This is a genomic window from Nostoc sp. CALU 546, from assembly GCF_048836525.1.
The window spans coordinates 1-15,376 of the sequence record NZ_JAWJTF010000111.1; the positions used below are offsets into that span (position 1 = coordinate 1).

The following is a 15,376-nucleotide window of genomic DNA, read 5'->3' on the forward strand; positions in this document are numbered from 1 at the left end:
GTATCAAAAGTTTTAGATCCCCCTAAATCCCCCGATAAATTGGGGGACTTTGACTCCGGGTTCCCCTCTTTTTAAGGCTACCGTGTACACACAAGTCGAATTACCCCCCTTAATCCCCCTTTCAAGGGTAGGGGTTTAAGAAAGAGGGAGAAAAGCAGGTAAAATACACAACTGTTGTCAGACCGCAAAAATATGCAAGTCAGATGCGGTGAAGAATGTCAGGGTGTGGGGGGAAAATGCTTTTAGGAAAAAGCGAGGAATTAAGGCAATGGACGAGGAAAGTCATAGAAAAGATGCCGCATCTGTCTAAGTCGCAAGCATTGATACTAGCAATGTGGAGTTTTGGGATAGTGATGACCCAATCTTGCGGACTGACAACAGTATCAGTATTCTTAGCAGAGCTATTGGGAAAAAAGGAAAATACAGTCCGAAGTTGGTCAGTTTTTCTCTGGCTTAGTTACCTGTTTCAAGACTAACTCTCTCAAATGTACTTTATTAGCTCGCCATGACGCGGGTTACACTGACCCCTGGTTGATTCTCACCGATTTACCACCTGACGTTGCGGATGCTTGCTGGTATTCTATGCGCTGTTGGATTGAGTGTCTTTTTAAAGATGGTAAACGCGGCGGTTTTTGTTGGCATTGCACCAAGATTACTCACCCCAGACGCGCCGAGAGACATTGGTTAGCGATGGCTGTTGCTACTCTGTGGCAAGTCAGCGTTGGTGGAGAAGTTGATGCCAATCTACCGATTAGTAGTTTAGATGACTTACCACCAACTCATGTGGCACGACGCAATTTTAAAAATAGTGTCCTCCATCGTTGCTTGAGTTGTTTTCGTCGTGGATTTTTAGTCATTAAGGCCGCTGTTCTCAATCGCCTGCCATTACCTCAAGGTAGTTTTTTTCCTGAGCCTTGGCCCACTTCCCCTCCACAACTTCATGTGTCTCAAATCACTCTCTCTACTGCCTGATTTTTAAACCCCTACCCTTGAAAGCCTTAATCCCCCCTTGCAAAGGGGGAAAAAAGAAATCTAGTTCCCTCCCCTTTCCAAGGGGAGGGTTAGGGTGGGGTAAAACCCTGGTTAATCAGCTATTTCAGACTTATACACCGTAGCTTTTTAAGGGGGGTTAGGGGGGATCGAAAAGTGCCTAAATTCACAGCGAAACACTTTTCAAACGACCTCCAACAGCAAACCCGCAGGGGAATTCGCCTCCGCGGACTAAGAAAAATTGAGTGTTTTAAACCTACGGAGATGAGTTTTGTTTGTGTAGATGCGGTTTCTAACCGCCCTTTTAACTAGGTATTTTTAGATGTACGTTAATGTGACTCACCAAAGGTATCACTTCATGCATTGAATTAGTAGAATCGAAAGCAATAATAATGTCTTATAGTACACAACCTTGCTAATAATAATCTGTTAGTAATATCAAATCTGCTTAATAACTAACTATCTGTTGGTATTCAATTGCTAAACAAGAGATTAGTGACAAGTAACTTTTGCAGCATCTCATCTTACTGGGATGAAATAATTTAGTGAGAGAATCAGGATTTATGCAAAGCTTTTTGGTTGACAAAAATCAAATTTTACGCCATACTTAATGACAAGTTTATCCAATTTTGAGTTCATTTTTATTAGCGCTTCGTTGTTCTTGAGAGTTAAGTTTTCTGGTTAGCGCTATTGTATTTTACGCTACTGGATTAGATGTCAAATTAGGATATAACTTAGGAAGCTTTGAAGTAACACTCCATTAATTTTCACGCCACAATAGTAACTTTGGGCGGTAGAAGCGTAGAACAATTCATATAAAACCAATTTAGATCCATCCACATTATTAAGGTAGAAACCCTAGAGGCAAAATCCTCTTGGTAATTTGCGGATGAGTCTATATCTAATCGACTAAATATAACCAGGCTATCTCCTAAAAAAGCAGAATTGGAATGAAAATATGGCAGTAAATAAAGAAAGCCGATTATTCACAAAACCCGTAGGCCGATCGCAAGTAATTTTAGCAGCTTCTCTAACTCTAGCGGCTGGATTAATCGCTTTTTATAGTTTGGTACCGTTTTGGTCTAAACCAAAAGTTGAGACACCACCAGCAAATTCACCAAAAGCTGCCACACCTGCAAAAGTTGCTGTGACAGCCTTGGGACGTTTGGAACCAGAAGGTGAAGTTACTTCTTTGACTGCTCCTGCTTCCAATAATGGGGTGCGAGTAGACAGACTGTTGGTGAAAGAAGGAGATGCGGTTAAAGCTGGGCAAACACTGGCCTATCTCGAAAATTATGGTCGTTCTAGAACTGCATTGCAACAGGCTTTAGACCAACTGCAAGTTGCCAAAGCTAAACTAGCGCAGGTGAAATCTGGAGGTAAAACTGGAGATATTGATGCTCAAAAGGCTGTAATTGCCCGGTTAGAGCCACAATATAAAGGGGATGTTGCAACTCAAGAGGCGACAATTGCCCGCATCCAGGCGGAAGTAGACAACGCTCAAGCCGAGAATAACCGCTATCAGCAATTATATAAACAAGGTGCGATCGCGGCTTCTGTAGCAGATAGCAAAGCTTTGCAACTAAAAACTACCCAACAGCAGCTAGCAGAAGCTCAAGCCACCCTCAAGCGAACTCAAGACACATACCAAGAACAAGTTAAGCAAGCACAAGCACAACTCACCAGTATTAGCGAAGTGCGTAGTGTAGATGTTCAAGTCGCACAAACCGAAGTCAACAGTGCAACAACATCTGTTCAACAAGCAAAAGCCGACTTGGATTTAAGTTATATAAAATCTCCCATAAATGGCAAAATTTTGAAAATTCACGCCAAAAGTGGAGAAGTAATCAACACCAACAAAGGATTTGCTGAAATCGGTAAAACATCTCAAATGTATGTGATTGCAGAGGTGTATCAAACCGATGTTCAAAAAGTGCGTGTAGGACAAAAAGCCACCATTAACAGCACTGCATTTAATGGAACATTAAAAGGAACTGTCAAAGAAATTGGTTGGCAAGTTGACAAGCAAAACATCTTCAGCATAAACCCTGGTTCAGACACAGACCGCCGAATAGTTGAAGTTAAAATTTCCATCGATAATCCCGCAGATAGTGAAAAAGTTGCTCGTTTAACTAACTTACAAGTGGATGTCGCCATTCAGATTTAGTCAATTGGCAGATGTCATTCACAAATGACAAATGACAAATGACAAATGACAAATGACAAATGAAAATAAATCCATGAATTTTAAAATTCCTTTAGGATGGCTACAGCTAGCCCAGCAAAAAGTTCGTTTACTAGTAGCTGTAGCCGGAATTGGTTTTATTGTGCTGCTAATGTTTGTGCAACTTGGTTTCCAAGATGCCCTCTATTCCAGTGCAACTGCTGTACATCAAAATCTCAAAGGAGATTTATTTTTAGTTAGTTCGCAATATAAATCTTTGACCTCAAATCAAAGTTTTTCGCGGACTCGTTTATACCAATCTTTGGGGTTTGATGGCGTTGATTCAGTTAGCCCCATGTATTTGCAATTTGCCAAACTGAAAAATCCGGCTACTAGTGAGAAATATTCAATATATGTTATTGGTTTTGATCCAGGTAGACCGGTGATGAATCTCCCAGAAGTGGAGAAAAATTTAGATAAACTCAAAATTCCCGATGTCGTGCTTTTTGACCGAGGTTCTCGCCCAGAGTTTGGCCCAATAGCTGAAAAATTTAATGCGGGAGAAACTGCACAGACAATTGAAATATTTCCCTACAGTTCATTAATTGGCTATAGAGTAAGAATTGGTGGTTTATTCACATTAGGCCCTTCCTTTGGGGTAGATGGAAATTTGCTTGTTAGTGACTCAACTTTTTTGAGGATAAATCCCAATACTCGTCCAGCAGATATGATTGATGTCGGTTTGATTTCCCTCAAACCTGGTGCTAACGCCGAAAAAGTACTAAAAAATTTGCAAGCAAGTTTGCCTAATGATGTCCAAGTTTTTACCCGCCAAGGCTTCATTGATTTTGAGAAACAATACTGGGCTGTCAGAACACCCATTGGTTTTATTCTTAACTTGATGTTGACAATGGCTGCGGTTGTTGGGGTGGTTATTGTTTATCAAATTCTTTACAGCAATATTGCTACACAGTTCGTTGCATACGCCACTTTAAAAGCCATTGGTTATGCCAATAGCTACTTATTAAATGTGGTATTTCAACAAGCTTTGATTTTAGCAATCTTAGGTTATATCCCAGGATTTATTACTTCTGTTTTGTTATATAGCTTTGCAGCAGAAGCAACTAAACTACCAATAATGATGACCACTAATAATGCAGTGATTGTCTTAACTTCCACAGTTTTAATGTGCATAACATCAGGAGCGCTTGCGATCAACAAACTCCGCTCCGCAGATCCGGGAGATATTTTCTAACCAAAACAACTTGTTAAAGATAAGCAAGTTCATAGTAAGGACTTTAGTCCTTGTTTTCTAAGCACTAAAGTGCTTACTACAAACTATCAAAACTAGCACTTTTCTTTTAATCAAAAATCCAAAATTGGTATAACCCTTACTATATGAACCTCAACAACAAAACCCTCCTAATTACTGGGATTAATGAATTTGTCGGTTTGCGTACAGCCGAGTTAGCCATAGCCCAGGGAATGAAGGTTCGGGGACTACAAAGTTCTACAGAACAGAACAAACAATTACAGAATTTAGGTGTAGAGGTAATTGTTGGTAGTATTACCGATTCTACTATTGCTCAAAAGGCTTGTCAGGGAGTAGATATAGTTTTACATACAGAGCAAATTGCCGAAGAAGCTGGTGCAATTAAGCATTTTCGTGATATCAATGTTGGCGGTACTGTCAACATGGCTAAAGCCGCTAAACAAGCTGGTGTAAAAACATTTGTGCATCTATCCAGTGTGATGGTTTACGGTTTCAACTATCCTGATGGTGTTGCAGAATCCGGGCCACTTTCTGGCGAAAATAATCCCTACTGTCAAACGAAAATAGAAGCTGAAACAGCAGTATTAGAACTGAATCATCCTCCAGATTTGGGTATCATTGTTATTCGAGCCGGTGATGTTTACGGCCCAGGAAGTATTCCCTGGATAGTCAGACCAATTCTGATGATGCGCCAAAAGTTATTTGCCTGTGCCAATGATGCTAAAGGAGTTATCAATCACGTATATATAGATAATCTGATTAATGGCATCTTTCTGGCGATAGAAAAAGAAACCTACGGTGAAATATTTAATATCACCGACGGACAAGAAACTTCGTGGAAAGAGTATTTTATGCGTTTAGCAGCAATGGAAGATTTACAAGCACCCCTTTCATTATCGAAAGATGAAATCAAGTTGTTTCTAAAGCTACGCGTTCAAGGACAAAAACTTTTTCGGAAAAAAGTTGATATTTTACCAGAGTCTATAGATTTTATGACTCGTCCCTACGCTTGTTCTATTGTCAAAGCACAAAACCTGTTAAATTATAAACCAGCAATTGACCTCGAAGAAGGAATGCAGCGAACACATGAATGGCTGCAAAAAACAGATATTCAAAGCTTGATGAAATAATCCACAGATTTTGTGGAATTCAGGAGTCAGGAGTCAGAATTCAGAATGATTACAAAATAAAGAAGCTAGAGTAAGCTTGATTTTCTTGAAATTATTAAGCTTGCTATTAAATTATTCTGAATTCTGACGTTGCATCTGCCTAACAATTATCTGCAATTAAGCATAAAATAATCCACAGTTTTTCCGAATACTTGTTTTCTATGAGTAGTAATCAGCCACGATTAAGCATCGGATTACCTGTATACAATGGTGAAAAATTTATCAAAGCAGCCATAGATTCACTCTTGGATCAGACCTTTGAAGATTTTGAACTAATTATTTCAGATAATGCATCTACAGATAAAACTGAGGAAATTTGTAGAGCTTACGCCGAACAAGACAAACGTATCTGTTACTACCGTAATGACAAGAATATAGGTTGCGCTCGTAACTTTAATCGCGTCTTTCAATTGTCTTCGGGTGAGTATTTTAAATGGGCAGCCTACGATGATTTACATTCTACAGATTTTATCAAGAAGTGTGTTGAAGTGCTTGACCAAGATCCTAGCATAATCTTGTGTCACTCCCAGGCATATTTCATTGATGAACAGGGGAACTATCTCCAAAATTACAATATCAAACTCAAGGCAGATGCACTAAAACCACACGAGCGTTTTCACGAATTGCTGATCAAACATTTATGTTATCAATGCTATGGAGTAATTCGCGCCAGTGCCCTGAGAATGATACCACCTATGGGTGGTTATGGTAATGCAGATGGAATTCTCTTGTTAAGGCTTGGTCTTCTTGGTCGGTTTTATGAAATCCCTGAATACCTGTTTTTTCCCAGAAGCCATCCACAACAATCAATGAGTATGTTCTTTCCTAATTACTTGCTGTTTGCTGACAAAAATGACAAATCATTATTGAGTACAATGCCTGATTATTATGCATATTCAGTGTGGTTTGATTCAGCAAAGAAAGGACAAATTTTATTACCACATTGGAGAATAATCTGGGAGTATATACTTTCCATTTGGCTTAGTCCGCTGAGTTTGGATGAGCGGCTGTGTTGTCATAGAAGTCTACATCAGCAGTTAAAAGGAACAGAATATCTTTTGCTGAAGGATTTGCTAATAGCACTGCAAAGACTATGGAAAGGTTCGCAACCTGTATCAATAAAAGAACAGCAAGTCACACTTTAAACAAATCAGTTCAGAAATAAAAGCTGCGATCGCCAGCTTTTTCGCAGTTCAAAATCACCTATTATTCACTACAAAATCATGCTGAAACTATCTCAACTATCTCATGTTTTGCTTGCTACTTTAGTGAGCCTCAGCTTTGCTAAAACAGTGAATGCAGAGCCAACAACAACACTAAGTGTTGTTGTAAATGGAATACGTCACCAAAAAGGTGAGGTTTGCTTCAGAGTTTACGCAAGTGAAAAAGGATTTCCGATGAGTAGTACTAGTGAAGCTCAAAGTGGCTGCGCTAAGATTACTGGCAATTCTGTAACAAAAGAATTTTCCGGCTTGAAGCCTGGAACTTATGCTGTCGCCGTAGTTGATGATCAAAATGGCGATCGCAAACTCAATAAAGACTTTTTCGGTATTCCCACAGAAGGTTTTGGTATTTCCAAAAATCCAACTGTGTCCATACAAACAGGTACACCAAAATTTCGTGATGCCAGTTTTGTTGTAAACAAAAATACAACTGTCAATATCATCATGAAATATTCGCTGGATTCGTAAAGGGAGTGGGGACTGGGGACTGGGAACTGGGGACTGGGGACTGAGGACTGGGGACTGGCAACTGGGAACTGGGAACTGGCTTTCTAGAAGATATTTATGATTCCCAATCCCCAATCCCTAATCCCTAATCCCCATTCCCCAATCCCTAATCCCCAATCCCCAATCCCCAATCCCTCATTCTGTCGGAGACTAAAAAATTAATGGAAGATTTGGCAATATTTCTGTCTAAGTCTTTGACAGGTTGGTTGTTTATTCAGGTGTGTTTCACGCTTGTCTTTATATGGTATCTGCGCTCATCTAAAAAAAACTTATTACCAGATGATCAGTTACCCAAAACCGCAGTGATTCTTTGCTTACGCGGAGCCGATCCGTTTTTGCCTCGATGTTTGCGATCGCTCCTAAATCAAAACTATCCACAGTATGATTTAAAATTAATCGTTGATAGTCACGAAGATCCCGCTTGGAAAATTGCCAGTGAAACTATCACAGAGCAAGAAGCGACCAACGTTCAAATTAGCTCTTTGAGAATAGTACGCAACAATTGTAGTCTCAAATGTAGCTCTTTAATCCAAGCTGTCGGTGAGTTGGATGATTCTTACAAGGTGGTTGCCTTAGTAGATGCTGATACTATAGTCCATGTGAATTGGCTTAGAGAATTAGTCAGTCCTTTAAGGGATGCGAAAGTAGGGGCGACAACAGGTAATCGTTGGTATGTACCTACAGGTAGGTATTGGGGATCTTTAGTGCGCTACGCCGGCAATGTATCCACAGTCGTGCAAATGTTTATCTTCCAAATCCCTTGGGGTGGGACTTTGGCTGTGAAAACAGAAGTGCTTCGCCAAACAGAACTGCTTGATAAGTGGGGACAAGCTTTAGGCGAAGATTTTATGATGCACGACATCCTCAAAAAACAGGGGTTGCAAATAAAGTTTGTGCCTTCGCTGTTGACGGTAAATCGTGAAGAGACTGATTTATTCAACTTAATAGATTATCTCAAGCGCCTCATTCTTTATTCTCGACTGTATCACCCACGTTGGTTAGCTTTAGTTAGTGAAGCTGTTTCTAGCATTTTGTTTCCTACTACAGTCATCATCTTAGTTCTAGAGTCGTTGTTACAGGCAAAATGGGAAGCTGCGGCTCTCTTGTTAGGCTGCTATGGAGTCTATACTGTCGGATTACTCTTGATCATGCTCGTGTTGGAATTAGAGATACAGCGAGTGATTCGCTCTAATGACCAGGCAACAGCAAAATTATCAGTTGCTACAATCATCAAAATGTTGATTGCAATTCCCTTGACGCAGTGGGTTTATGGATTAGCGATGCTATCATCCCTGTGGACATCAACAGTCACCTGGCGCGGTGTCAGCTATCGGGTTCAAGGGCCCTGGAATGTCCGGCTAATTGAATATCGCCCTTATCAATGGTTAGATCAGCCTATTGATAGCAAGGTTTCTCTTTGAACTAAATCGCTAAATATGAACTAGGGTATGAAAGTTATTACACTAAACATTCCCTAGTATTCAAATTATATTATCTTATATTTAGTAGAACTATATTAGCTATAATCCTTGTCAGAATACACGCTTTCTCTTATTGATTAGCAAAATGTATTTGCATTAATGGCAAGGGTTTAGACAAATATATGAAGGGGAATTTTGACTTAGTAATTTGGATGTTTTTATAGTTTAAATCCAGGTTTATAAACATCCACTTCAAAATCGACAATTTCGGCTATTTGACAATGCGTAAATCCTTAGTCTAACTGTATTAGTGGGAATTCCTGAATCAAATTATCAGGATGTTCATGAAACATAAGCTGCGTAAATCCTAAATTCAAAACCAGCATTTTCGTGAAATATTCCCTTTTTTTATGACTAAGCAAAAACTTCGCATTGCACTATTTACAGGGTTGTACGCTCCTTTCTTGACTGGAGTTTCAGTCGCAGTTCACCAACGGGTTCGTTGGTTGCTAGAGCAAGGACATGAGGTTTTTTTAATCCATCCACAAATCAACGATCGATACCCCAAAAATGTTGGCGATCGCCCCATGCCAGGTTTAGAGGAAATCCAATCTTTCCCTAATTTCTCTGCTTACGCATTCCCTACAGAACCACTGGTATTCTATAAGTCTCTTCCTCAACCATTGAGCTATCGTCATTGGAGCGATACCAAGTTGCTGGAGAAATTCAAACCCGACATTATCGTGGTTGAAGAAGCCGCCCAAATGAGAGGTTTATACTCATTTTTCTTGCAAGGTTATGGTCGCCCGATTGGCACTCAATACGCAAAACGAACAGGCACGCCAATAATATCACTCTTTCATACTGATATTGTTGCATATATCAAATATTACTTTGGGGATAAATTCTTTAACTTGGTTCGTCCCATCGTTCCTGTTTTAGTCAAGCAATTTAGTGAGTCTTATGACTTCAATTACTTTTCTTCTAAAGAACAACTCACTAAATACGAAGAACTGAAATGCCAACGCGCTGAATACGTCGCTTATCAAGGCATCGATTGCGAAAAATTTCATCCGCGAAACATTTGTTACAACCCAATTCCTAATGACAACCGCCCGACTCTTTTGTTTGTAGGACGCATCACACCCGAAAAGAATGTCAACCAACTGCTTGATATATTTCCAGTCATAGCTGCCAAAATTCCTGATGTCCATCTGGTGATTGTTGGTAGTGGCCCGCTAGATGAAGAGATCCGGGAGCGTGCCAAAAAGTTTGGATCGGGTGTTACTGTATGGGGCGAGTCCCACGGTACAGAACTTTTAGGTTGGTTTGCTAGAGCGGATGTTTTTGTCAACCCCTCCGTGACCGAGAACTTCTGCACTACAAATAACGAAGCACTAGCATCTGGAACCCCTCTGGTTGCCGTTGTTGCTCCTTCAACCTCAGAACAAGTATCTCCTGGTCGTAACGGCTTTCTTGCCCAACCCAACAACCCTACAGACTTCGCCCAAAAGGTGATTGCGATTCTAGAAAATCCCGACTTGAAAGCAGATATGACTCGGCACGCTCGCCCTTCTATACTCGAATTTGATTGGTCGGCATGTATGCAAAAATTTGAAGAAAAACTCTACCAAATCGTTGAAGGATCACAGAAGGTGAAGGTAGGTACTGGCAGTATAAGACGATAACATTGACAAATAGCGATCGCCAGTATCTATATGGCGATCGCTATTTGTTAAAGGTAGGCAATAGGCAACAGTGTACTAGTAGTCTGTCAATAAATAATTGATGGATAAATTACCTGTAGAGACGGCGATTTATCGCGTCTCTCTAACTGGGTTAAGAACGACGTACATTTAAGCAACACCATTCTTTTCGTTTCCACAGGGTAGCGACAACCCAACCATTTTGTTCTAAGGCGTCAGCAACAGCTTTAGATTGTTCTAGTAAAATACCACTGAAGATCGCCCAAGTTTCAGGTTTTGCGATCGCACTCATTTCTGGAATTAATTCAATAATTACATGAGCCAAAATATTGCAAACGATACCATCAACTGGTTTCTCAATTAGTTTTGCCAAAACGTCTACACTTCCTAGTGCAGGTAGTAAACGTTCTGGGCTAATGTCGTTCAGCGCACCATTACTGATAGTTGATTGCACTGCCAAAGGGTCATTATCTACTGCATAGACTTTCTCTGCTCCCAGTAGCAGCGCCCCAATGGAAAGGATACCTGAACCACAGCCAATATCCGCAATTACTAGATGTTCATGTTTGCCACCAGTACCCACAAAGGACTGAGGAACTTCACTGAGCCGCATTTCCAGGGATTCCAAACATAGCTGAGTGGTGGCATGGTTGCCAGTACCAAATGCTACACCAGGATCGAGAAGAATTACTAACCGTTCGGTTGTTTCTGGTAATGGCAGCCACGCGGGGTTAATTAGGAAGCGATCGCCTATTTCTTGCGGATGCCAATATTGTTTCCAGCTAGTAGCCCAATCTTCCTCATCAATTAATTGCCATTGTAGGGAAGGAGACGAAACTCCTATACAGAGGGCATCTTGACGCAGCCACAGCGACAGGGCCGCCAAATCTAGTAGCTGTGTTTGAATTGTCGGCAAATAAGCCCTTACTAAAGATGAATCTCCTTTATTTTCACTAGCTGTACCACGACAGCCAAAATCCTCCAGTCGCCAAAAGATCGATTCTTCCAGGTCTGGCTCACATAAAATATTTAATTCCCACCAGGTGTTTGCCATACAATTTTAGATTTTAGATTTTAGATTTTAGATTGGGGAGTAGGTAATGGTTAATGACCAATGGGAAAAACAATGAGCAATTAGCCATTACCAATCCAAAATCCAAAATCCAAAATCCAAAATTAGAGAGTTACCGTATACGCGTCCCGAATACCAGGGACTTTAATAATCTCATCCAAAATGCCCTCTGGTAAAGGATCATCTATACTCAGAGCCATGACGGCATCGCCACGGACGATTTTACGACCTACTTGCATACTGGCAATATTCACATTAAAACTGCCGAGTAGAGAACCGAGTTTGCCGATAATCCCCGGCATATCGCGGTGTAGGGTAAACAACATATATTTGCTGGGTGGGACGTTAATTGGGAAACCATCAACGTCAGTGAGGTGGATTTCCCGCTCACCCAACAAAGCGCCTGTGACAGAATGAGTACCTAAAGTACCCGTGGCTTCTAGATGCAATGTGCCAGCATAGTCTCGAATGGAAGCATCGCGGGTTTCAATTACCCGAATTCCGCGTTCTTTGGCTTCTATGCTGGCATTTACGTAATTTACGCGTTCCCGCAAAGCTTGGTAAAGTAGTCCTTTGAGGGCGGCTACGATCAAAGGCTGACTTTTGTTGGTAGCGAGTTCCCCTTGTAGTCGAATATTGAGTACTTCCACCCGTCCACCGGCTAGCTGTCCTACTAGATTACCTAGAGTTTCTGCTAGTTGCATATAGGGCTTGAGTTCTTCTAACACATCGGGGCCGAGTCCGGGAATGTTTACGGCTGAACGTGCTGGTAGTCCTAAAAGGACATCGCGAATTTGTTCGGCAACATCAATGGCCACATTCACTTGAGCTTCCGTGGTGGAGGCTCCCAAGTGGGGGGTGAGGATAACTTCCTTTCCTAGCGATCGCAATTCAGATTCACCCAGTGGTTCTGACTCGAACACATCCAAGGCTGCACCACCGATTTTACCCGCTTTTATAGCTGCTGCTAAAGCTACTTCATCAATGATCCCGCCACGAGCGCAGTTAATAATCCGGGCTGTGGGTTTCATTTTTGCCAGAGTTGTGGCATTGATTAAGTGGGTAGTTTCTGGGGTTTTCGGGATGTGGAGGGTGATGTAGTCTGCTTGCTGGAAGAGTAAATCTAGTTCCACCAACTGACAGCCAATTTGTTCGGCTCGTTCTGTAGAAATAAAAGGGTCATAAGCAAGGAGTTTCATCCCCATTGTCTTAGCTACAGCTGCAACATGGGAGCCAATTTTACCCAAACCGACAACACCGAGAGTTTTTTTGTAGACTTCCGCGCCAACAAAACTATTGCGATCCCACGCACCGCGTTTCACCGAAGCGTTAGCATCAGGTATATGGCGAGACAAAGCCAAAATCATTGCTAGCGCGTGTTCAGCCGCAGCAATTGTATTTCCCTCTGGAGAATTGACTACCACAATTCCCCGACGTGTGGCAGCGGGAACATCCACATTATCCACACCCACACCAGCACGACCGATGATTTTTAGCTGAGTGCCGGCATCAATGATTTCTTGAGTGACGCGCGTACCAGAGCGAATCATCAGCGCGTCATACTCACCAATAATTGCGATCAGTTCCGCTGGTTTTAGACCTAGTTTGACATCAACGGTAGCAACTTGCGAAAGAATGTCAATTCCAGCTTGGTCAATCGAATCAGAGACAAGAACCTTAGACATGATTACTTCATTTAAAGCTACAGGTTTTGCTGCACAAGACTTTTTAGTTTAGTCTTTATCTGTCGCAATTCAGCAAAAATTATTCGTTTGAATATCGACTTAACTTTAACTTACACTACGTGCTGATAGTATCGAAGCGTGAGTGTGCTCCCGCTGGGTACTGCCTCCTAAGTTTTTGAACATGAGTTGGCTGTTTGCACCACCCTGTTGCTAAATATAAAGCATGAATAGCACCAAGCACCTAATATATTTATTAATGTCCGCAGTCGCTTACCTCTACGAGTGATTCTCCAAATCAAAGACGCTCGTTCGCGTAGCGTGTCGTAGACAAGACTCGCTACCGGATTGCTATGGTGACATCGCTAGCCCAGAAATCGCTATAATTCTGGTGAGCCAAATATCCTTTGAGTTTTGGGGAAACCAGCCATGTTAGAGTACAACTTGCCAAGGTACTTGCCCTCAGCCGAGGAACTGCCAGACTCAGATGAAATGCCTGTGGATAATGAACTGCAAGAATTAATACCAGGCTTACTAAAGGCGATCCTGCTGATACTTTGGTCAGAACGCATGGATTGGCTCTTTGCCATAGATATGGGTATTTATTATCACCCTGATAAACCGCCCATTGTGCCAGATGGGTTTTTGAGCTTAGGGGTAGAGCGGTTTTATGATGAAGAACTGCGTCCCAGTTATGTACTGTGGGATGAAGATGTTGTACCGATTTTCGTGCTAGAAGTAGTTTCCCAAAATTATCGCAAAGAATACACTACTAAGTTGAATGAATATGAGGCTTTAGGTGTACTTTATTACGTGATTTATTCCTCTCGTCGCCGCCGCAAACCACATCTGGAAGTACATAAGTTAGTCAATGGTAAGTATGAATTGCAAGAGGGAAATCCCGTTTGGCTACCAGAGATTGGCTTAGGAATTGGTTGCGAAAGGGGAAATTATTGTGGTGTAACGCGGGAATGGATGTATTGGTATGATGAGCAAGGAAAACGGTATCTCACGCCCGCAGAACAAGTAAAACAAGAGACACAACGCGCTCAACAAGAGACACAACGCGCTCAACAAGAAGCACAACGCGCTCAACAAGCAGAACTACGGGTGCAACAATTAACAGAACAATTAAGAGCGCTGGGAATAGATCCAGATAATCTGGGTTAACTGAAATATTTTGTAATATTTTTAATAAGACTCAAAAAACTGAGTCTTTCAGATTTATGCATTTGTCATAAATCAAGATTTACTACTAAAAGCTGTCAGTAAAAAACTATTGCTTTTTAGGAATAACGTTCCTGATTCCACTTTTAACGCCAACAGTATCACCTTTGTAGCGAGGGATGATATGAATACTGGCGTGCATAATATTTTGGCCGGCGGCTCGATTGATGTTCATTCCTATATTAAAACCATCAGGTTCAAATTCTGCTTTAAGCATTTCTTGTACCTTGTTCACCATAAACCAGCAAGCAGATTGCTCTTTCAATGGTAATTCAAAATAGCTGCTAACATGACGTTTGGGAATAACCAAAACATGTCCCTTACTGATTGGATAGCCATCAAAAATAGCATAAGCTGTTGCTGATTCCGTTAAGAGGTTCAGATTTTTATGGGGATTACAGAATATACAATAATTAGATGAATTACGCTGGTGATTATAGTGGACATACTCATACACTTCCCGATTTTCATCTAAGCAAACTGAAGGGAAGGGAAGTTTGACAATACATTGATATGTTGGCTTTTTGTGGACATAATGTTCTCGAAATCCTTCCCTCTTGATATCCCTTCTTACAGCATAATAAGCTTTACCTCCTGGTTTTAATAAATGTGATACTTCCATAAGAACATTAGTTTGTTCTTCAGTAAATAAAACATTTAAAACATAAAAGCAAATTATGGTATCAAATTTATTATCAGGATATTCTGGAAAATAATAAGGGTCATAGCCTGTAATATCAAAACCTTTTTGGCGCAATATTTTAACATCATTACCAAAGCCACAACCGAAGTCTAGTATTTTGCCTTGTAAAAGGTTTTGATTTAACAAAAACTGTGCCGGAAATGACAGATAACTTCTTTCGATCGCAGTGAGATGGCTGAACTGATTTTTTTGCTGTTTCATGGAATTTTGGTGCTGATGTCCCAAAATTATTATTCCCA

Annotated in this window: 12 protein-coding genes; 9 read left to right on the forward strand and 3 right to left on the reverse strand. The window is 41.0% G+C overall.

Annotated features, from left to right (window positions below):
- Window positions 1–531 precede the first annotated feature (531 nt).
- The 8 genes from RRG12_RS35260 (at window position 532) to RRG12_RS35295 (ending at window position 10,435) form a co-directional block, all read left to right on the forward strand.
- On the forward strand, window positions 532–972 hold the full coding sequence (locus RRG12_RS35260; protein WP_176727102.1) for a hypothetical protein: 441 nt from the start codon (window positions 532–534) through the stop codon (window positions 970–972).
- A 976-nt stretch (window positions 973–1,948) separates the two neighbouring features.
- Window positions 1,949–3,157 (forward strand): ABC exporter membrane fusion protein, encoded by a 1,209-nt coding sequence (locus tag RRG12_RS35265; RefSeq protein WP_420760430.1) that lies wholly within the window; start codon window positions 1,949–1,951, stop codon window positions 3,155–3,157.
- Window positions 3,158–3,230: 73 nt separating this feature from the next.
- Window positions 3,231–4,409, forward strand: coding sequence for an ABC transporter permease DevC (devC, locus tag RRG12_RS35270; protein WP_069073678.1), 1,179 nt, complete (start codon window positions 3,231–3,233; stop codon window positions 4,407–4,409).
- Window positions 4,410–4,552: 143 nt separating this feature from the next.
- Entirely contained in the window at window positions 4,553–5,557 is a 1,005-nt protein-coding gene (locus RRG12_RS35275) for an NAD-dependent epimerase/dehydratase family protein (RefSeq protein WP_420762430.1), read from the forward strand.
- 200 nt (window positions 5,558–5,757) lie between these two features.
- On the forward strand, window positions 5,758–6,741 hold the full coding sequence (locus tag RRG12_RS35280; RefSeq protein ID WP_420762431.1) for a glycosyltransferase family 2 protein: 984 nt from the start codon (window positions 5,758–5,760) through the stop codon (window positions 6,739–6,741).
- A 78-nt stretch (window positions 6,742–6,819) separates the two neighbouring features.
- Window positions 6,820–7,287, forward strand: coding sequence for a DUF2141 domain-containing protein (locus RRG12_RS35285; RefSeq protein WP_069073675.1), 468 nt, complete (start codon window positions 6,820–6,822; stop codon window positions 7,285–7,287).
- Window positions 7,288–7,487: 200 nt separating this feature from the next.
- Window positions 7,488–8,747, forward strand: a complete 1,260-nt coding sequence (locus tag RRG12_RS35290) for a glycosyltransferase (protein ID WP_420762432.1) — start codon at window positions 7,488–7,490, stop codon at window positions 8,745–8,747.
- A 410-nt stretch (window positions 8,748–9,157) separates the two neighbouring features.
- Complete coding sequence (locus RRG12_RS35295) at window positions 9,158–10,435, forward strand: glycosyltransferase (protein ID WP_420762433.1); 1,278 nt, start codon at window positions 9,158–9,160, stop codon at window positions 10,433–10,435.
- Between the two features lie 151 nt (window positions 10,436–10,586).
- Here RRG12_RS35295 and prmA read toward each other — a convergent pair whose 3' ends face one another.
- On the reverse strand, window positions 10,587–11,507 hold the full coding sequence (gene prmA / locus RRG12_RS35300; RefSeq protein WP_420762434.1) for a 50S ribosomal protein L11 methyltransferase: 921 nt from the start codon (window positions 11,505–11,507) through the stop codon (window positions 10,587–10,589).
- 122 nt (window positions 11,508–11,629) lie between these two features.
- The gene (gene serA, locus RRG12_RS35305; protein ID WP_069073671.1) at window positions 11,630–13,210 is read right to left on the reverse strand and encodes a phosphoglycerate dehydrogenase; all 1,581 of its coding nucleotides are present in this window, start codon (window positions 13,208–13,210) and stop codon (window positions 11,630–11,632) included.
- Between the two features lie 426 nt (window positions 13,211–13,636).
- Here serA and RRG12_RS35310 point away from each other — a divergent pair, with 426 nt between their 5' ends.
- Window positions 13,637–14,377: a Uma2 family endonuclease gene (locus RRG12_RS35310; RefSeq protein ID WP_069073670.1), complete on the forward strand. Its 741-nt coding sequence runs from the start codon at window positions 13,637–13,639 to the stop codon at window positions 14,375–14,377.
- Window positions 14,378–14,483: 106 nt separating this feature from the next.
- Here RRG12_RS35310 and RRG12_RS35315 read toward each other — a convergent pair whose 3' ends face one another.
- Window positions 14,484–15,338, reverse strand: a complete 855-nt coding sequence (locus RRG12_RS35315) for a bifunctional class I SAM-dependent methyltransferase/HIT family protein (protein WP_420762435.1) — start codon at window positions 15,336–15,338, stop codon at window positions 14,484–14,486.
- Window positions 15,339–15,376 lie beyond the last annotated feature (38 nt).

What these genes read in the sequence shown, in the direction of transcription:
- RRG12_RS35285 (WP_069073675.1), top strand. Translation starts at nt 6,820, where the DNA reads ATGCTGAAACTATCTCAACTATCTCATGTTTTGCTTGCTACTTTAGTG.
- devC (WP_069073678.1), top strand. Translation starts at nt 3,231, where the DNA reads ATGAATTTTAAAATTCCTTTAGGATGGCTACAGCTAGCCCAGCAAAAA.
- RRG12_RS35275 (WP_420762430.1), top strand. Translation starts at nt 4,553, where the DNA reads ATGAACCTCAACAACAAAACCCTCCTAATTACTGGGATTAATGAATTT.
- RRG12_RS35315 (WP_420762435.1), bottom strand. Translation starts at nt 15,338, where the DNA reads ATGAAACAGCAAAAAAATCAGTTCAGCCATCTCACTGCGATCGAAAGA.
- RRG12_RS35295 (WP_420762433.1), top strand. Translation starts at nt 9,158, where the DNA reads ATGACTAAGCAAAAACTTCGCATTGCACTATTTACAGGGTTGTACGCT.
- RRG12_RS35310 (WP_069073670.1), top strand. Translation starts at nt 13,637, where the DNA reads ATGTTAGAGTACAACTTGCCAAGGTACTTGCCCTCAGCCGAGGAACTG.
- RRG12_RS35280 (WP_420762431.1), top strand. Translation starts at nt 5,758, where the DNA reads ATGAGTAGTAATCAGCCACGATTAAGCATCGGATTACCTGTATACAAT.
- prmA (WP_420762434.1), bottom strand. Translation starts at nt 11,507, where the DNA reads ATGGCAAACACCTGGTGGGAATTAAATATTTTATGTGAGCCAGACCTG.
- RRG12_RS35290 (WP_420762432.1), top strand. Translation starts at nt 7,488, where the DNA reads ATGGAAGATTTGGCAATATTTCTGTCTAAGTCTTTGACAGGTTGGTTG.
- RRG12_RS35265 (WP_420760430.1), top strand. Translation starts at nt 1,949, where the DNA reads ATGGCAGTAAATAAAGAAAGCCGATTATTCACAAAACCCGTAGGCCGA.
- serA (WP_069073671.1), bottom strand. Translation starts at nt 13,210, where the DNA reads ATGTCTAAGGTTCTTGTCTCTGATTCGATTGACCAAGCTGGAATTGAC.